General features: G+C 59.9%; 12 protein-coding genes. 8 read left to right on the forward strand and 4 right to left on the reverse strand.

The window, feature by feature from the left end:
- The first annotated feature begins 152 nt into the window (after positions 1-152).
- The 6 genes from recC to yfiB all read left to right on the forward strand — a co-directional run bounded on the left by recC (position 153) and on the right by yfiB (position 11,844).
- Entirely contained in the window at positions 153-3,602 is a 3,450-nt protein-coding gene (recC, locus tag AAEZ03_RS23770; protein WP_350581984.1) for an exodeoxyribonuclease V subunit gamma, read from the forward strand.
- Positions 3,602-7,291 carry an exodeoxyribonuclease V subunit beta gene (gene recB, locus AAEZ03_RS23775; protein WP_350581987.1) on the forward strand — a complete coding sequence of 1,230 codons (3,690 nt, stop codon included), beginning with the start codon at positions 3,602-3,604 and terminating at the stop codon, positions 7,289-7,291. The genes recC and recB overlap by 1 nt, the downstream gene beginning before the upstream one ends.
- Positions 7,288-9,372, forward strand: coding sequence for an exodeoxyribonuclease V subunit alpha (gene recD, locus AAEZ03_RS23780; protein ID WP_350581990.1), 2,085 nt, complete (start codon positions 7,288-7,290; stop codon positions 9,370-9,372). The genes recB and recD overlap by 4 nt, the downstream gene beginning before the upstream one ends.
- A gap of 115 nt (positions 9,373-9,487) precedes the next feature.
- Positions 9,488-10,063 carry a regulatory sequestration protein YfiR gene (gene yfiR, locus AAEZ03_RS23785; RefSeq protein ID WP_350581993.1) on the forward strand — a complete coding sequence of 192 codons (576 nt, stop codon included), beginning with the start codon at positions 9,488-9,490 and terminating at the stop codon, positions 10,061-10,063.
- Positions 10,060-11,331, forward strand: coding sequence for a diguanylate cyclase DgcN/YfiN (gene dgcN / locus AAEZ03_RS23790; RefSeq protein WP_350581995.1), 1,272 nt, complete (start codon positions 10,060-10,062; stop codon positions 11,329-11,331). The genes yfiR and dgcN overlap by 4 nt, the downstream gene beginning before the upstream one ends.
- Positions 11,332-11,337: 6 nt before the next feature.
- A complete protein-coding gene (gene yfiB, locus AAEZ03_RS23795; RefSeq protein WP_350581998.1) occupies positions 11,338-11,844 on the forward strand; it encodes an outer membrane lipoprotein YfiB in 507 nt (168 codons plus the stop codon).
- Positions 11,845-11,968: 124 nt separating this feature from the next.
- Here the strand turns inward: yfiB and AAEZ03_RS23800 are convergent, their stop codons facing one another.
- On the reverse strand, positions 11,969-12,919 hold the full coding sequence (locus AAEZ03_RS23800; RefSeq protein WP_350582001.1) for a LysR family transcriptional regulator: 951 nt from the start codon (positions 12,917-12,919) through the stop codon (positions 11,969-11,971).
- Positions 12,920-13,048: 129 nt separating this feature from the next.
- Between AAEZ03_RS23800 and AAEZ03_RS23805 the strand changes: the two genes are divergently transcribed.
- Complete coding sequence (locus AAEZ03_RS23805) at positions 13,049-14,563, forward strand: CoA-acylating methylmalonate-semialdehyde dehydrogenase (protein ID WP_153330090.1); 1,515 nt, start codon at positions 13,049-13,051, stop codon at positions 14,561-14,563.
- Between the two features lie 10 nt (positions 14,564-14,573).
- Complete coding sequence (gene mmsB, locus AAEZ03_RS23810) at positions 14,574-15,458, forward strand: 3-hydroxyisobutyrate dehydrogenase (RefSeq protein WP_262126122.1); 885 nt, start codon at positions 14,574-14,576, stop codon at positions 15,456-15,458.
- Positions 15,459-15,514: 56 nt separating this feature from the next.
- Here mmsB and AAEZ03_RS23815 read toward each other — a convergent pair whose 3' ends face one another.
- The 3 genes from AAEZ03_RS23815 to AAEZ03_RS23825 form a co-directional block, all read right to left on the reverse strand.
- Positions 15,515-15,859, reverse strand: coding sequence for a cupin domain-containing protein (locus tag AAEZ03_RS23815; RefSeq protein ID WP_350582004.1), 345 nt, complete (start codon positions 15,857-15,859; stop codon positions 15,515-15,517).
- Positions 15,860-16,024: 165 nt separating this feature from the next.
- Positions 16,025-17,428 (reverse strand): amino acid permease, encoded by a 1,404-nt coding sequence (locus AAEZ03_RS23820; RefSeq protein ID WP_153335525.1) that lies wholly within the window; start codon positions 17,426-17,428, stop codon positions 16,025-16,027.
- 139 nt (positions 17,429-17,567) lie between these two features.
- Positions 17,568-18,452 (reverse strand): LysR substrate-binding domain-containing protein, encoded by an 885-nt coding sequence (locus AAEZ03_RS23825; RefSeq protein WP_350582007.1) that lies wholly within the window; start codon positions 18,450-18,452, stop codon positions 17,568-17,570.
- Positions 18,453-18,535 lie beyond the last annotated feature (83 nt).

Here is an 18,535-nt window from a genome sequence, read left to right on the forward strand (position 1 = left end):
GCTTGCAGCTTGCAGCTTGCAGCTTGCAGCTTGCAGCTTGCAGCTTGCAGCTTGCAGCTTGCAGCTTGCAGCTTGCAGCTTGCAATGCGCCAATTCCCCCGAGCAATGTTAAGGTTCGCCTTTGGATTTTGCTTTCTCCTAAGGATGCCGTCATGCCGGTTACTACGTCTCTCAATGCAGGTTTTATGGTGGTCCACGGTAACCGCCTTGATGAGTTACGCAGCCTGGTGGTGAGCTGGATGCGCCTCTACCCCTTGGCGCCTCTGGAGAACGAAATTGCTCTGGTGCAGAGCAACGGTATCGCCCAATGGCTAAAGCTGGCTCTGGCCGAAGATGCTCAAGATGATGATCTGGGCGGCTGCGGTATTGCGGCGGCAGTGGACGTGCAACTGCCCGGCAGTTTCATGTGGCAGTTGTATCGGATGGTATTAGGCAGCGAGGAAATCCCCGCCAAATCGCTGCTCGATAAAGCGCCGCTGACGTGGCGTCTTATGCGCTTGCTCCCGGCACTTATCGATCAGCCGCACTTCGAACCTTTACAGCGCTTTCTAACCCACGACACTGATCTGCGTAAACGCTATCAACTGTCAGAACGCCTGGCCGATCTGTTCGACCAATATCAGGTTTATCGCGCAGACTGGCTGGAGGACTGGGCCGCCGGTCGCCATCAATTGCGCAATGCCCGAGGTGAAAGCCCAGCCTTAAGCCCTGCCAACTGCTGGCAAGCCGAACTATGGCGAGCCTTGCTGCTCGACGTTGGCGAGGAGGGCATGTCGCAAAGCCGTGCCGGGGTTCACCAACGTTTTATCGAGAAGATAAACAGTCTCGAACAAGCACCGCCCGGCCTGCCTGCCCGGGTGATCGTTTTCGGCATTTCGTCACTGCCCGCACAAGCGCTGGAAGCCTTGGCAGGACTCGCACGCTTTAGCCAAGTCCTGTTGTGCGTGCATAATCCTTGTCGCCACCATTGGTCTGACATCGTCGCGGACAAAGATCTGCTACGCCATCAGTACAAACGCCAAGCACGAAAAGCCGGAATGCCCACAGCGCTTGATCTCGACATCCTGCATCAACACGCGCATCCATTGCTCGCCGCGTGGGGTAAACAAGGTCGCGACTACATCAACTTGCTCGATAGCTACGACGATCCCAACAGCTATCGCAGTGCGTTTCGTGATGGCCGCATCGACCTGTTCAGTGAAGTCGAGCCACGCAACCTGCTCAATCAACTGCAAGACGACATTCTTGAGTTGCGCCCCCTCAACGAAACCCGTGAAATGTGGCCCGCTGTCAATTTAGAAACAGATCACTCCATCCGCTTCCACATTGCCCACAGTGCGCAACGAGAAGTCGAGATCCTTCACGACCAGTTACTCAAGCGATTTAGCGACAACCCGGACCTGCAACCGCGCGATGTGATCGTGATGGTGCCGGATATCGACAGCTACGCTCCGCATATCCGCGCCGTGTTTGGTCAGATCGAGCGCGACGACCGCCGCTTCATCCCCTACACCCTGGCCGACCAAGGGCAGCGCGGCCGTGACCCGCTGCTGATTGCCATTGAGCACCTGCTCAAGTTGCCTGACAGCCGTTTCCCGGTCAGCGAAATTCTTGATCTGCTGGACGTTCCGGCCTTGCGGGCCCGCTTCAACGTGCAAGAGCGTGATTTACCTACGTTGCACCGTTGGATCGAAGGCGCTGGCATTCGCTGGGGGCTCAACGCGCAACAGCGTGCAGGTCTCGGTTTGCCGACTGATCTGGAGCAAAACAGTTGGCGGTTCGGCTTGCGCCGCATGTTGCTGGGTTATGCCGTCGGCAGTGGTGACGCCTGCGATGGTATTGAGCCTTACGATGAAATCGGCGGCCTGGATGCGGTATTGATCGGCCCGTTGGTGGCCCTGCTTGATGCTCTGGAAATTGCCCACCAAGAACTGTCGCAACCGGCATTACCGCAGCAATGGGGCGAGCGCCTGCAAGCGTTAATGCAGTTATTCTTCCTGGCCGAGACCGAGCACGACGACTACTTGCTGGCCCAACTCGAGGAACTGCGTGAGACCTGGCTCGAAACCTGTGAGCTGGTTGGCCTGCAAGACGAATTACCGTTAACCGTGGTACGTGAAGCCTGGTTGGCCGGACTTGATCAAGGCAAGCTGTCTCAGCGCTTTCTCGCCGGGGCCGTCAACTTTTGCACCCTTATGCCGATGCGTGCGATCCCCTTCAAACTCGTCTGCCTGCTCGGCATGAATGATGGTGACTACCCGCGTGCGCAGCCGCCGCTGGACTTCGACTTGATGGGCAGTGACTACCGCCCAGGCGATCGTTCCCGCCGTGAGGATGACCGTTACCTACTGCTTGAGGCGCTGTTGTCTGCCCGCGAGCAGCTTTATATCAGTTGGGTAGGGCGCAGTATTCGCGACAACAGCGAGCGTCCTGCCTGCGTTTTGATTGGCCAATTGCGCGATCACCTTGCCAGTGGCTGGCACCTTCAAGAAGGTCATGACCTGCTAGAGGCCATGACCCAAGAGCACCCGCTGCAACCCTTCAGCACGCGTTACTTTCACGAAGGTGATCCTCGCCTGTTCAGCTATGCCCGTGAATGGCAACAACTGCACGAACCACAGACGGTCCCGTTGTTGCCCGGAACACTGGCGGCCCACGAGCAGGAAGAGCCTTTGAACCTCACTCAGTTGCAGGACTTCTTGCGAAACCCTGTGCGCCACTTCTTTAGTCAGCGTCTGAAAGTGTTTTTTGAAGCGGCTGAAGTGCCACTGGAAGATGAAGAACCTTTCGTGCTCGACGCGCTGCAGCGTTACACCCTCAGCGACAGCCTGCTTGAAGCGGCCCTGGCTCAGCCAGATCAGCCGGAACAGGCTTTAGAGCACCGCGCCCGACGTTTGCAAGGCAGCGGTTTGTTACCGATGGCAGGCTTCGGAGAGTGCCTGCAACACGAACTGATTGAGCCACTCCCCGATGTTTTGCAGCGCTACCAACAGCTTCTGGCTTTGTGGCCAACGCCGCTCAATAGCGCGCTGCCGGTGAGTTTTGAAGGTCACGGATTGATGCTGGAAGGGTGGCTGAGCAATTTGCATCAACGCAGTGACAACGGCCTACTGTCTATCACCACGATTCCCAATAGCATTGGGGCGATTAAAACGCGCAAATGGCATCGTCTGACGCGCTCATGGGTCAATCACTTGGTGGCCTGCGCCAGTGGCCTGGACATGTCTACCGCCCTGGTTGCCAGTGATGACACCTTGCTGCTCGCCCCGCTAAGCCCCGACCAGGCCCGCGATATTCTGGGTAATTTACTCATGGCCTGGAAGGTCGGCATGGGCCGTCCGCTGCCCGTTGCAGTAAAAACGGCGTTCGCCTGGCTGGCCCAAAGCGATCCGGCCAAGGCCGATGCCGCCGCGCAAAAAGCCTACGAAGGTGACGGTCAAACCAGCGACGGCGAGCGCCGTGAAAGTGCAGCACTGGCGCGCCAATTCCCCGATTACGCCGCATTGATGGCCGACGGTGAATTTGAAGACTGGTGCGATGCACTCTATCGCCCACTCTTTGATGCGCCTTGGCGCTCATTAAACAGCGAGGAGTCCCGCTAATGAGCGAGCAAAAAGTACCTTTAGCGCTGGCTTTTCCCCTACGTGGCAGCCAACTGATCGAAGCCAGCGCCGGGACCGGCAAAACCTTCACCATCTCGGCCCTCTACCTGCGCCTGATCTTGGGCCATGGCGGCGCCGAGACAGGGTTTGGCCGTGAGTTATTGCCCCCGCAAATTTTGGTAGTGACCTTCACCGATGCCGCCACCAAAGAGCTACGTGATCGCATCCGCACTCGGCTCGCTGAAGCGGCGCGGTTCTTCCGTGACGAAATCAAGGCCCCGGATGCGCTGGTTGAACAACTGCGCGACGAGTTCCCGCCTGAGCAGTGGGCCGCCTGCGCTGGCCGCCTCGACATCGCTGCGCAATGGATGGATGAAGCTGCCGTTTCAACGATCCACAGTTGGTGCCAACGCATGCTGCGCGAGCACGCCTTCGACAGTGGCAGCCTGTTCACCCAAACCCTCGAAACCGACCATAGCGATTTGCTCGGCGAAGTGCTGCGCGATTACTGGCGTCTGTTCTGCTACCCCATGCACGGCGACGCGCTGAACTGGGTACGGGCTAACTGGGGCGGCCCTGGCGCTTTAATGCCACGTGTTCGCGCCTTGTTTGGCAGCTCTCGTCCTACTGCAAATGCAGAACAAACCCCGGCTGAGATCATTGAAGCCTGCTTGCAAGAGCGTCGTCAGGCGCTGTCACAGCTCAAAACCCCGTGGTTGCAATGGGCTCAAGAGCTACGCGATATCTGCCTGCAAGGCGTGGCCGCCAAAGCCGTTGACGGTCGGAAAATGCAGGCGCGTTACTTCGAACCCTGGTTTGAAAAGCTCAGCGCGTGGGCGTCTGACGAGTCCCAAGAGCAACTTGATCTGGGCACCGGCTTTACCCGCCTGACACCAGACGGCATGGCCGAAGCCTGGAAGGGCGAACCCCCTCATCACCCTGGGCTGGACGCCATGGCAGGGCTGAAAACAGCGCTGGATGCATTGCCCAGCCCTGATGCTGCCGTGCTGGAGCACGCAGCCCGCTGGGTGAGCGCACGCTTTGAAGCAGAAAAGCGCCGCCGTGCCGAGATGGGCTTTGATGACATGCTGCTCAGGCTCGATGCCGCACTGCAGGCTGAGGCCGGTGAGCGATTGGCGACCTTGATCCGCGAGCAATTCCCTGTCGCGTTGATCGATGAGTTCCAGGACACCGACCCGGTGCAGTACCGCATCTTCGAAACGATCTACCGCATCGAAGACAACACCCCGGAAGCGGGCTTGTTCCTGATCGGCGACCCCAAACAGGCGATTTATGCCTTCCGTGGCGCGGACATCTACACCTACTTGCGCGCCCGTCAGGCCACCAGTGGCCGGCTGCATACGCTGGACACCAACTTTCGCTCCAGTCATGCCATGGTCGAAGCGGTCAACCTGGTCTTTGAGCGGGCCGAGCAGCGAGACACCGGGCGCGGCGCTTTTTTGTTCCGTGACGGCGCTGAAAACCCGGTGCCTTTTGCTCCGGTTAAATCCTCGGGGCGCAAAGACACGTTGCAACTGGATGGCCAGCCCATCACGCCTTTAACATTTTGGCAATTGCCTTCCGAGCAGCCCGTCTCGGGCGTCGTGTATCGCCAGCAATTAGCGGCGGTTTGCGCCAGCCAAATTGTCGAGTTGCTCAATGGCGGGCAACAAGGTCGCTGTGGCTTCGCAAGAGAAGGCCAGCCCTTAAAAGGTCTATTGCCCGCTGACATTGCCATTTTGGTCCGCGACGGTAAGGAAGCTCAGGCCGTACGGCGAGAGTTATCAGCACGGGGTGTACGCAGCGTTTACCTGTCGGATAAGGATTCGGTCTATGCCGCGCAAGAAGCCCACGATGTCTTGGCCTGGCTCAAAGCCTGCGCCGAGCCGGACGTTGAGCGCCCGCTACGCGCCGCTCTCGCCTGCATCACCCTGGACTTGCCGCTGATTGAACTCGAACGCCTGAACCAGGACGAACTGGCCTGGGAGCGGCGCGTCATGCAGTTCCGTGGCTACCGCGAAATCTGGCGCAAGCAGGGTGTACTCGCCATGTTGCGCCGCCTGTTGCATGACTTTGAATTACCTCAGGCCTTGATCGCCCGCCCGGACGGTGAACGCGTGCTGACCAACCTGTTGCACCTGTCGGAACTGTTGCAACAAGCCGCTGCGGAACTGGATGGTGAGCAAGCATTGATCCGGCATTTGGCCGAACACCTGGCCTTGTCCGGGCAAGCGGGCGAAGAACAAATCCTGCGCCTTGAAAGCGATGAACAGTTGGTCAAAGTGGTGACCATCCACAAATCTAAAGGTCTGCAATACCCCTTGGTATTTTTGCCGTTTATCTGCTCGACCAAACCTGTGGATGGCAGCCGTTTGCCACTGCATTACCACGATGCACAGGGCAACGCTCACGTCAGCCTGAAGCCGACGCCCGAGTTGATCACTCAAGCGGATGACGAGCGTCTGGCCGAAGACTTACGCCTGCTCTACGTGGCACTGACGCGTGCCGAGTATGCCTGCTGGCTGGGCGTTGCCGATCTCAAACGCGGCAACAACAACCGTTCGGTCCTGCACCTTTCGGCTTTGGGCTACCTGCTAGGTGGCGGTGCGCTGCTGGCTGAGTCCACGGCTTTGGAACGCTGGCTGGCGGACTTGCAGCAAGACTGCGCGGCGATCCAGTACGGCCCCGTTCCAGCCGTCAATGATGACCGCTTTTACCCACCGCTCAATCAGGCTACCTTGCTCAAACCCTTGGTGCCGACGCGCCGTGCGGCAGAAAACTGGTGGATTGCGTCCTACAGCGCATTGCGCATTGGTGACAGCCTCAGCCCTGCCGAAGCCCCTGAGAGCGCCCTGGCGCAAAAGCTCTCGGACGATGAACGACTGGACCCGGACGCACCGCGTGATGTGTTGCTCAGCGGTGGCGATATCCACCGATTCCCGCGTGGGCCGAATCCCGGGACCTTCCTCCACGGCTTGCTGGAGTGGGCGGGCAGTGAAGGCTTCAACGCCGATGCCGACACCGTCAAAGACGCCGTAGCCCGGCGCTGTAACCGACGCGGCTGGCAAGGCTGGATCGACACCCTGAGCGACTGGTTGCAGCATCTGCAGCATGAGCCATTGCGTCTGAATAACGGCCAGCCTGCTGTAATACTGAGTGAACTGAACCAGTATCAAATCGAAATGGAATTCTGGTTCGCCAGCCACAAAGTTGATGTCTTGCAACTGGACCAGCTAGTGCGCGAACACACCCACGGCGGTGCGGCGCGAGCGGCTGCTGAGCCGAGCCTGCTCAATGGCATGTTCAAAGGCTTTATTGACCTGACATTCGAACACGAAGGCCGGTACTACGTGGCGGACTACAAATCCAATTGGCTGGGTGCCGACGATTCGGCCTACACCGAACAGGCGATGAACATCTCGATTCTGGACAACCGCTACGACCTGCAATACGTCTTGTACCTGCTGGCCCTGCACCGTCAACTCAAGGCCCGCTTGGCGGATTACAACTACGACCAGCACATGGGCGGCGCGCTGTACCTGTTCTTACGTGGCACGCGCTCGCAAAGCCAAGGGGTGTTTTTTACCAGACCGCCTAAACAATTGATCGAAAGCCTGGACTTGCTGTTCCAGGGCAAACCGCAGCTCAAACCCGCTGAACCGGCGTGGGAACAGGGAGTGTTGTTATGAGTCGTTCGTTTGCCGAACTGTTGCCCACGCCATTAACGGCCGAAAGCCTGGCCCAACTTCAGCCCTTGAAACACGCCGCCGATTTGCTGCTGTTGCTTGAGCGTTGGGTTGAGCGCGGCTGGCTGCGCGCACTGGACAAAGCCTTTGTTGCGTTTGTGCATGAACGCGACCCGCAGGGCGACCCATTGGTGTTGTTGGCCGCGGCCCTGACCAGTCACCAGTTGGGCCACGGCCACGTCTGCCTCGACCTGTTTGAAACCCTTAAACAACCGGACTTCGCGCTGTCATTGCCGCCCGAAGGCGACCCGCAAACCGGTGCCATGTTGTTGCCCTCGCAACTGCTTGAGGCGCTGGATGGCGATACTTGGTGCAAAGCCCTACAGAACAGCGCGTTGGTTGAGCAGGCGGGCGAGCCATCGGCCGACTCGTCGAGCCGCCCTTTGGTGCTCTGCGAACGCCGCCTGTACCTACGCCGCTATTGGGCCTATGAGCGACGAATCGACAGCGCATTGCGCCAGCGTCTTTCATCTTCCGAACCCACGCCGGCCGATTTGCCTGCGCGGCTGAACGGGCTTTTCGGTGCTGCGCAGGGCAATGCGCCGATTGACTGGCAAAAGCTGGCCTGCGCGTTGGCCACACGCAGTGCCTTCAGCATCGTCACGGGCGGCCCGGGCACCGGCAAAACCACCACTGTGGTGCGTTTACTGGCGCTGCTTCAGGCCCCGGCGGTTGAAGCGGGCGCTCCCTTGCGGATTCGTCTGGCGGCGCCCACGGGCAAAGCGGCTGCGCGCTTGACCGAGTCCATCAGCCTGCAAGTTAAATCGTTGGAAGTGGACGACAAGGTTCGGCAAAAAATCCCCAGTGATGTCACCACTGTTCACCGCTTGCTGGGCAGCCGCCCCGGTACGCGGCATTTTCGGCATCACGCTGGCAATCGCCTGCCGCTGGACGTCTTGGTCGTCGATGAGGCCTCGATGATCGACCTTGAAATGATGGCCAACCTGCTGGACGCATTGCCCGAACATGCCCGGCTGGTGCTGCTGGGTGACAAGGACCAGTTGGCCTCGGTCGAGGCGGGTGCGGTATTGGGCGATCTGTGCCGCGATGCCGAAGCGGGCTGGTACACCCCGCACACCCGTCAATGGCTGGAGGCGGTCAGCGGCGAAAACCTTGCCGCCAGCGGTTTGCAACAAGACCTCGACGGCACCCACCCGCTGGCTCAGCAAGTGGTCATGCTGCGCCATTCGCGGCGCTTTGGTGAAGGCAGCGGCATCGGCCAACTGTCGCGCCGGGTCAACCAGCAACTGCCGCAAGAAGCTCGGGCGCTGTTGACGGCGGGTACCTACCCCGACCTCTTCGCCTTGGCGCTCAAGGGCGAGCAAGACCGGGCCTTCGAGCGTCTGGCGCTGGAGGGCCGAGGGGCAGAAGCCAAAGGCTATCGGCATTATCTTGAGGTTCTGCGCGATCAGCGTCCGCTCGCGGCGGCGGGCCTTGAAGACCCCTGCTGGGCCGCGTGGGCCGGCAAAGTGCTGGAAGCCTTCGAAGCGTTTCAGGTGCTGTGCGCCGTGCGCAAAGGTCCGTGGGGGGTTGAAGGCCTGAATGAGCGAATTACCCGAGCCTTGTTCGCCCGCAAGCTGATTGACAGCGACCAGCATTGGTACGAGGGGCGGCCGGTGCTGATGACCCGTAACGACTATGGCCTGGGGCTGATGAACGGCGACATTGGTATTGCCCTCAAACTGCCCGAGCAGGACGGCCAGAGCCAACGCCACGTCTTGCGTGTGGCCTTTGCCCGTAATGACGGGCAGGGCGGCATCCGCTTTGTGCTGCCAAGCCGTCTGAATGATGTGGAAACTGTGTACGCCATGACCGTGCACAAATCCCAAGGCTCTGAGTTTTCGCACACCGCGCTGGTACTGCCGGAAGCGCTTAACCCCGTGCTGACCAAGGAGCTGATCTACACCGGGATCACCCGTGCCAAACACTGGTTCAGCCTGGTTGAACCTCGTGCCGGGGTCTTCGAAGAGGCTGTGCAGCGCAAGGTCAAACGCCTGAGTGGCCTGATGTTGGGCTTGGGGTGAGCGCCCTGAAAAGGGACGAACTGAGCCGGCAATAAGGCGACCGGTATCACAGCCCCTGGACGGGCTGTGGTATCGTTTCGACATTATTCCTGGAATGAATACAGAGATTTCCTGCATGGATGTGGCTGCCTCATCGACAGAGCAGCGTTTTGGAGGTTGGCTGCGATGCCTGTCTCTTTGCCTGTTGCTGTTCAGCACTCCCTGCCTGGCCCAGCCTGACGCTTCCGTTAATCTGGCGGATCAGCGCGCCAAAGCTGTGACCCAAGTGGTGCTCGGCATCCTCAGTTATGCGCGTTGGCCTGCCGAGCCCGCCCAGTTGGAACTGTGCGTGATCGGTCCTACCGAATACACCGACGACTTACTCAAAGGTACGACTCAATCCAGCGGCAGGCCGGTCCATGTCGCTCGTTTGCTGGTGAATAATCCGGCAATTGCCACCGCCTGTAACGCCGTCTATCTGGGCAAATTAAGCACAGACGAGCGCACGTATGTGTTCGACATCCTAGCTGGCCAAGCTGTGCTGAGCATCAGTGAAGAGGTCAGCCAGTGCACGGTTGGCAGTTTGTTTTGCCTGAACGTGCGTGATGATCAAGTGGCGTTTGAAGTGAACCTCGACTCGGTTGCCCGGAGCGGCGTGCGCATTCATCCCAGCGTGCTGCAACTGTCACGCCGCCGGGTCGCGCAGCCATGAGCCTGATCAAGCGTTCCCGTAATCGTCGCAGACTGCGCTCGGTGCTGCGTCGCGGGCATTTGAGCGTGGCGTTGGTCGCCGTGGTGCTGGCCAGCCTTTCATTGACGCTGCTGGGCATCCTTGCGCTCAAGGTGTACGCCGACCACAACCTGCATTTGATTGCGCGGGCCATCAACTACACCGTCGAGGCCGCCGTGGTGTTTGATGACAAAACGGCTGCGTCCGAAGCGCTGGCCTTGATTGCGTCCACAGAAGCTGTAGACGAAGCCAAAATCTACACCGTCGACGGTGAGTTGCTGGCCTACTGGCGCCGCCCGGAAAGCGGCTTTCTGTCGCGAGTCGAAATGTTGTTGGCCAATGGTTTGCTTGAACAGCCGATCAGCGTGCCGATTGAGCATCAGGGCAAGCAGGTGGGGGTGGTCATCGTCAGTGGGCACGGTGCCAATCTGTTGCGCTTTTTGCTCAGTGGATTGTTTGGCGTCATCGTCTGCACCGCACTCAGCGCCTGGAGTGCCCTGTACTTGTCGCGGCGCTTGCTCAATGGCATCACCGGGCCTTTACACAAACTGGCCGAAGTGGCCCACGCAGCGCGCAGTGAGCGGACCTTCGACCGCCGCGTGCCCTCTGCGCAGATTGCTGAAATGGACAGCCTGGGCAATGACTTCAATGCATTGCTGGACGAGTTGGAGTCTTGGCAAAGCCACCTGAAAAGCGAAAACCAGGCGCTGGCGCATCAGGCCAGCCATGACTCGCTCACCAACCTGCCCAATCGCGCCTACTTTGCTGCGCGGCTGGCGAGAACCTTGCGCTCGACCAACCCGGCCCACGAAAAAGTCGCTGTACTGTTCCTCGACAGTGACCGCTTCAAAGATATCAACGACACCTACGGCCATGCCGCCGGTGATGCCGTTCTGGTCGCCGTGGCCACCCGCGTGCGTGCGCAATTGCGCGAAAACGACGTGGTCGCGCGTTTTGGCGGTGACGAATTCGCCATCCTCCTGGCGCCGCTGTATCACGTTGAAGACGCCCAGCGCATCGCCGACAAGATCATCGCCAGCATGCAGGAGCCGGTCGAGTTGCCCGGTCACATCAGCATCGTGACCTCGCTCAGCATCGGCATCGCCGTTTATCCCGAACACGGTGCAACCCCGGACTTGCTGCTCTGCGCAGCGGATGCGGCGATGTACCAAGCCAAACGCCTCGCCCGGGGCGGACAACATCTTGCCGAGTCGGAGTACTCGCCAACCCCGCTATTACCAGGAGCTTAACCCCCCATGCATACAGTCACTCGTCGCTACCAACAACTGTTCGGCGTTGTCTGGTTAATGGCCGTGCTGGTCTTGACCGGCTGCCAGACCGCCGCCCCGCAAAAAGGCCTGAGCGCCGCGCAGATCGCCGTGTTGAAGGAACAAGGTTTCCAACTGACCGACGAAGGCTGGGCGTTTGACCTGTCGGGCAAGGTGCTGTTTGGCAGTGACCTGGATGCCCTCAACCCGCAAAGCCAGCAAGTCGTTGAGCGCATTGGCCGTGCTTTGCTGGGCGCCGACATCCCGCGCGCGCGGGTAGACGGGCACACTGACTCTTCGGGGCAAGAGTCCTACAACCAACAACTGTCAGTGCGCCGTGCCAGCAGCGTGGTCAAGGCACTGACCAAAGTCGGCATGCAGCCTGAAAACATCCAGACCCGTGGATTGGGCAGCAGCGCCCCTGTGGCCTCCAACAAAACCCGCGCCGGGCGCACCGAAAACCGCCGTGTCTCGATCATCGTCATTGCCGACTAGCCCCCCGTTGGAACACCCGTCTACGACAGCAACAGGCCACCGATAATCGACAGCATCCCCCAATCGGTTCCCTCTCCTTCGGGAGAGGGCTAGGGTGAGGGAGGGCTTTTAAATCAAGAGCCAGTCAAGACTCCGCAAACCTCAACGCCCGCGTCTCCCCAAGCAGCAGCGGAGCATTCAGCTCCGTCACGTTGCGGATGTAATCCCACAGCAGCGTAATCCGTTTCAACTTGCGCAGATCCTCGCGGCAGTACATCCAGAACTGCCGTGTCAGGTTGATTTCATCGGGCAGCACCGGCAATAAACGCGGGTCTTGTGCCGCCAGAAAGCACGGCAAAATCGCCAGCGAGCGCCCTTGCTGCGCCGCCACGTACTGCGCGATCACGCTGGTGCTGCGCAAGTTAGCGCTGGCGCCAGGCAGTACGTTGGCCAGGTACAGCAACTCGGAACTGAACGCCAAGTCGTCGACGTAGCTGATAAACGGATGCTCGGCCAAGTCGCCAGCCCGGCGAATGGGTGGGTGCTGGTCCAGGTAGTCCTGGGTGGCGTACAACTGCAAACGGTAGTCGCACAGTTTGCAGCACACATAAGGCCCGTGTTCCGGGCGCTCCAGCGCAATCACGATATCCGCTTCACGCTTGGACAGGCTGATGAAGTGCGGCAGCGGCAGGATATCCACCGAGATGGCCGGGTAGGTGTCGACAAAATGGCTGAGTTGCGGGGTGATGAAAAAGCTCCCGAAACCCTCGGTGCAGCCCATGCGCACGTGCCCCGATAACGCCACGCCAGAGCCGGACACTTGCTCGCAGGCCATGTGCAGCGTGCTTTCAATAGACTCGGCATAACCCAGCAAACGCTGGCCTTCGCTGGTCAGCGTAAAGCCATTGGTGCGCGACTTTTCGAACAGCAACGTGCCCAGGGCGGCTTCCAGCGAACTGATGCGCCGCGACACCGTCGTGTAGTCCACGGCCAGGCGCTTGGCCGCGCTGCTGGCCTTGCGGGTTCGGGTTACCTCGAGAAAAAACTTCAGGTCGTCCCAGTTCAATGCGCTTAACGATGTGATGTTTTTTTGCATGTTTGACCGGCTTTTATGTGCGTTCTTATTAGAAGAACGCACACCTATACTCCAAAAACAGTCCTGCGACCAATCTGGACGCCCGCCCCTGTCGTTTACGGGCTCATAAAAATAAATTCGGAGACTTCCATGAACGTTTCTACCACCCCGTACCAAAATGCCCGCCTGCTGATTGATGGCGAATGGGTCGAGTCGCAGACCACCGAGTGGCACGACATCGTTAATCCGGCCACCCAGCAAGTGCTGGCCAAAGTCCCGTTTGCCACCCCCGATGAAGTCAACGCCGCCATTGCAGCCGCGCAACGCGCTTTCCAGACCTGGAAGCTCACGCCCATCGGTGCGCGGATGCGCATCATGCTCAAGTTGCAGGCGCTGATCCGCGAACACTCCAAACGCATCGCCACCGTCCTCAGTGCTGAACAAGGCAAAACCATTGCCGACGCCGAGGGCGATATTTTCCGCGGCCTGGAAGTGGTCGAACACGCGTGCTCCATCGGCACCTTACAAATGGGCGAATTCGCAGAAAACGTGGCAGGCGGCGTCGATACCTACACCCTGCGCCAACCTATCGGCGTGTGTGCAGGCATTACCCCTTTCAACTTCCCGGCCATGATCCCGCTGTGGATGTTCCCGATGGCGATTGCCTGCGGTAACACTTTTGTTCTCAAGCCTTCCGAGCAAGACCCGCTGTCGACCCTGATGCTGGTCGAGCTGGCGCTGGAAGCGGGCGTGCCACCGGGTGTGCTCAACGTGGTGCACGGCGGCAAAGCGGTGGTGGACGCGCTCTGCACCCACACCGACATCAAGGCCGTGTCGTTTGTCGGTTCAACCGCCGTCGGCACTCACGTTTATGACCTGGCCGGTAAGCACGGCAAGCGTGTGCAGTCGATGATGGGCGCGAAAAACCACGCCGTGGTACTGCCTGACGCCAACCGCCAGCAAACCCTCAATGCACTGGTCGGCGCTGGTTTTGGTGCGGCCGGTCAACGCTGCATGGCCACCTCGGTGGTGGTGCTGGTGGGTGCGGCCAAACAATGGCTGCCGGACCTCAAAGCGCTGGCGCAAAACCTCAAGGTCAACGCGGGCAGCGAGCCGGGTACGGATGTCGGCCCGGTAATTTCCAAACGTGCGAAAGAGCGCATCCTGGGGCTGATCGAAAGCGGGGTCAAAGAAGGCGCGGTACTGGAACTCGATGGTCGCAACATCAGCGTGCCTGGTTTTGAAGACGGCAACTTTGTCGGGCCGACTCTGTTCTCGGGCGTGACCACCGACATGCAAATCTACACCCAGGAGATCTTTGGCCCGGTACTGGTGGTGCTCGAAGTCGATACCCTCGACCAGGCCATTGCTCTGGTCAACGCCAACCCGTTCGGCAACGGCACCGGCCTGTTTACCCAAAGCGGTGCGGCGGCGCGCAAGTTCCAGAGCGAAATTGACGTGGGCCAGGTCGGCATCAACATCCCGATCCCGGTGCCGGTGCCGATCTTCAGCTTCACCGGCTCGCGCGGCTCCAAACTCGGCGATCTGGGCCCGTACGGCAAGCAAGTGGTGCAGTTCTATACTCAAACCAAGACGGTCACCAGCCGCTGGTTCGACGATGACAGCGTGAATGATGGCGTCAACACCACCATCAATCTTCGTTGAGGACACGACCATGAACATCGCATTTATTGGCCTCGGCAACATGGGCGCGCCCATGGCCCGCAACCTGCTCAAGGCCGGGCATTCGTTGAACCTGTTTGACCTCAACAAAGACATCCTCGCCGAACTGGCGGCGCAAGGGGGGCACATCAGCGCCTCGCCGCGTGAAGCCGCTCAGGGCGCTGAGTTGGTGATTACCATGCTGCCAGCGGCGGCCCATGTACGCAGCGTGTGGCTGGGTGAAGACGGTGTGTTGGCCGGTATCACCGAAGGCGTGCCTGCGGTGGATTGCAGCACCATCGACCCGCAAACCGTGCGCGACGTTGCCGCCGCAGCCGCCAAGCAGGGCGTGCACATGGCGGATGCCCCGGTGTCCGGCGGCACCGGCGGCGCGCAAGCGGGCACCCTGACCTTTATGGTCGGCGCCAACAAAGCGTTGTTCGACACCTTGCACCCGGTGCTGTCGCAGATGGGCCGCAACATCGTCCATTGTGGAGAAGTGGGCACCGGCCAAGTGGCCAAGATCTGCAACAACCTGGTGCTTGGGATCTCGATGATCGCGGTCAGCGAAGCCATGGCGTTGGGCGCGGCATTGGGCATCGACAGCCAAGTACTGGCGGGGGTGATCAACAGCTCTACCGGGCGCTGCTGGAGTTCCGAGGTGTACAACCCGTGGCCGGGCATTGTTGAGACGGCCCCGGCATCACGCGGTTACACCGGTGGTTTTGGTGCCGAACTGATGCTCAAGGATCTGGGGCTGGCCACTGAGGCCGCGCGTCAGGCCCATCAGCCGGTGGTGCTGGGCGCTGTGGCGCAACAGTTGTATCAAGCCATGAGCTTGCGCGGAGAGGGCGGCAAAGACTTCTCGGCCATCATCAACGGCTACCGCAAACCCTAATAGGGTTTTCCAGGGAATCCGCGTCGGGCGGATTCCCTGGGTTTTACCGGATGCGATCAGGCAAAAACGAAATACTTGCGCACGGTTTCAACCACTTCCCACGTGCCTTTCATCCCCGGCTCAATTATAAAAATGTCACCGGCCCGCAGATGGATCGGCTCTTTGCCCTCCGGGGTGATGATGCAATAGCCTTCACGGAAATCGCAGTACTCCCACTTCACATACTCCACGTACCACTTGCCGGGCGTGCAGATCCACGTGCCCATGATTTTGTTGCCGTCCTCGCTGGTGTAGGCGTTGAGGTTGACGGTATGCGGGTCGCCTTCGAGCTTTTCCCATTTGCAGGCATCCAGTACGGGCAAAGGATGCGTGTCGCGAAGTACGGTAATCGGCGCAGACATAAGAACTCCGTTGAGGGTGTGAGACACAAAACCCACCCTAACGGGCCTTACGCGTGGGCAGATGCCTGGTTCCGACACTCAGCGGCCCGAATACGCACCCCCAGATACGCAAAAGCCCCGGCACTTGAAGGTAAGTGCCGGGGCTTTTCAGTTGCGCGTTGGGGGTTAGTGGCGGTTAACCAGCGCCTTGCCCATGCGCAGGCGCACGCGGTAGAACACGTAAATGATCAGCAACCACACCGGCATCGCATACACCGAAGGGCGAACGTCGGGGATCATCCAGATCACCGAGACGATCACCGCCATGAACGCCAGGCACAGCATGTTGCTGAACGGCGACCAGAACGCTTTGAAGCCAGGCTCCACGCCGCGCTGGGCCATCGCCTTGCGAAACTTGATGTGCGTGAGGCTGATCAGCGCCCAGTTGATCATCAGCGAGGCAACAACCAGTGCAAACAGCAGCTCCAGCGCTTTGTGCGGCGCCACGTAGTTCACCACCACACACAACAACGTCACCAGCGCCGAGACGCCCAGCGCCCGCAATGGCACGCCATTTTTGGTCAGCTTCATCAGTGCTTTCGGCGCATCACCTTGTTCGGCCAGGCCAAACAGCATGCGGCTGTTGCAGTACACGCCACTGTTGTACACCGACAGCGCGGCGGTCAGTACCACAAAGTTAAGGATCTGCGCGGCGGTGTCGCTGCCGATCAACGCAAAAATCTGCACAAACGGGCTGCTGCCGTAGGCATCGCCACCGGCGCCCAGCGTGACCAGCAACTGGTCCCACGGGTACAGCGCCAACAGCACGGTGAGTGCGCCCACGTAGAAAATCAGAATCCGGTACACCACCTGGTTGATGGCCTTGGGGATTACTTTTTTCGGCTCGCTGGCTTCTGCTGCGGTGATGCCCACCAGCTCCAGACCGCCAAAGGAGAACATGATGAACGCCATGGCCATCAGCAGCCCGGTGCCGCCATTGGGGAAGAACCCGCCGTGGCTCCACAGGTTACTGATCGACGCTTGCGGGCCACCGGCGCCGCTGAACAGCAGGTAGCAACCGAGCACGATCATGCCGAGAATCGCCACCACCTTGATGATCGCGAACCAGAACTCCATCTCGCCGAACACTTTGACGTTCAGCGTGTTGATCAGGTTGACCAGCACAAAGAACACCACGGCGCTGACCCACGTCGGCACCTCGGGCCACCAGAACTGGATGTATTTGCCCACGGCCGTCAGTTCGGCCATGCCCACCAATACGTACAGCACCCAGTAGTTCCAGCCCGCCAGGAAACCCGCGTAACCGCCCCAATACTTGTGCGCAAAGTGGCTGAACGAACCCGCCACCGGCTCTTCAACGATCATTTCGCCCAGCTGGCGCATGATCAGAAAGGCGATAAAACCGGCAATCGCATAGCCGAGAATCATCGACGGTCCCGCCGACTTGAGCACGCCTGCCGAGCCCAGAAACAGCCCCGTACCGATCGCGCCGCCCAAGGCAATCAGCTGAATATGGCGGTTTTTCAAGCCGCGTTTGAGTGTGACCGGGGGGGAGTTAGCGTCAGCCATCGGTTGCCCTGTTGGTTGGTGTATTCAGTGTGTTGATGCCATCACCCGGATGCCTTGGGTGCCAGCAAGCCGGGGATATTACTCTTGGTAAAAATTCAGGCATACAGGCGAAGGCGTCTCTGGGAGATTTCTTACAGATTTAATTCGTCGACAACGCCTCAAACAAGGCTCGGGCATAGGCCGGTAATTGCTCAAACGAACGGGTGCACAGCAACAGTTTGCGCGCCGCCCACGGCTCGCTCAGGGGCAAAAAGCTGAACGTGGGCGGCGCTTGCCAGCGTTCAATCGTGGCCTTGGGCACAATGCCCAGCCCGGCGCCCCTGGCCACCATGCGCACCACACCGTCAAACCCTTCAGCGCGGATTCGCACCTGCATGCGCGTGCCCGCATGCAGCGCTTGCTCCTCCAGATACACCGCCAGCGCGCTATTGGCCGACAGCCCGACATAGTCATGGCTCAAGGTGTCTGCAAACGTCAGCGCGGGTTCTTGAGCCAGCGGATGGTCCTGCGGGATCACCAGCACCAGCGGGTCGTCGCGAAAAGGCCGGGTGTAGAGGTCGTGGGTGTCCACCGCGCTGGACACCACGCCGATGTCGGCGGCGTTCTGGCGCAAGGCGTGGGTAATGCGCAGGCTGGTGAGTTCTTGCAGGTCGACACTGATGGCCGGGTGCTGGTGCACAAAATCGGCCAGCAACTCCGGCAGATACTCCGTGATGGCGGCGGTATTGCACAGCAGGCGCACCTGGCCTTTAAAGCCTTGGGCGTACTCGGCCATGTCGTGATGCACGCGTTCGACCTGTTGCAGCAACAGCCGGGCATGTTGCGCCAGGGCTTGCCCGGCCGGTGTCGGGCTGACGCCTCGGCGGCTGCGTTGCAAACACTCAACCCCAAACGCGGCCTCCATGGCACGGATACGCGCACTCGCGGCGGCCAGCGACAAATGGCTGAGGTTGGCGCCCGCCGTAATATTGCCCGCCTGCACCACATTCAAATACAAGCGCAGATCAATCAGGTCGAAATGCATATGTCGAGTACGCCTCAATTCAACTGTAGGAGCGAGCTTGCCTCGCGATCTTTTGATCTTTTAAAAAGATCGCGAGGCAAGCT

Source organism: Pseudomonas sp. HY2-MNA-CIBAN-0224 (assembly GCF_040310285.1).
GTDB classification, from domain to species: Bacteria; Pseudomonadota; Gammaproteobacteria; order Pseudomonadales; family Pseudomonadaceae; genus Aquipseudomonas; species Aquipseudomonas helleri.

Coding starts and splice junctions, on each gene's coding strand:
- recC (WP_350581984.1), top strand. CDS start 153: ATGCCGGTTACTACGTCTCTCAATGCAGGTTTTATGGTGGTCCACGGT.
- recB (WP_350581987.1), top strand. CDS start 3,602: ATGAGCGAGCAAAAAGTACCTTTAGCGCTGGCTTTTCCCCTACGTGGC.
- recD (WP_350581990.1), top strand. CDS start 7,288: ATGAGTCGTTCGTTTGCCGAACTGTTGCCCACGCCATTAACGGCCGAA.
- yfiR (WP_350581993.1), top strand. CDS start 9,488: ATGGATGTGGCTGCCTCATCGACAGAGCAGCGTTTTGGAGGTTGGCTG.
- dgcN (WP_350581995.1), top strand. CDS start 10,060: ATGAGCCTGATCAAGCGTTCCCGTAATCGTCGCAGACTGCGCTCGGTG.
- yfiB (WP_350581998.1), top strand. CDS start 11,338: ATGCATACAGTCACTCGTCGCTACCAACAACTGTTCGGCGTTGTCTGG.
- AAEZ03_RS23800 (WP_350582001.1), bottom strand. CDS start 12,919: ATGCAAAAAAACATCACATCGTTAAGCGCATTGAACTGGGACGACCTG.
- AAEZ03_RS23805 (WP_153330090.1), top strand. CDS start 13,049: ATGAACGTTTCTACCACCCCGTACCAAAATGCCCGCCTGCTGATTGAT.
- mmsB (WP_262126122.1), top strand. CDS start 14,574: ATGAACATCGCATTTATTGGCCTCGGCAACATGGGCGCGCCCATGGCC.
- AAEZ03_RS23815 (WP_350582004.1), bottom strand. CDS start 15,859: ATGTCTGCGCCGATTACCGTACTTCGCGACACGCATCCTTTGCCCGTA.
- AAEZ03_RS23820 (WP_153335525.1), bottom strand. CDS start 17,428: ATGGCTGACGCTAACTCCCCCCCGGTCACACTCAAACGCGGCTTGAAA.
- AAEZ03_RS23825 (WP_350582007.1), bottom strand. CDS start 18,452: ATGCATTTCGACCTGATTGATCTGCGCTTGTATTTGAATGTGGTGCAG.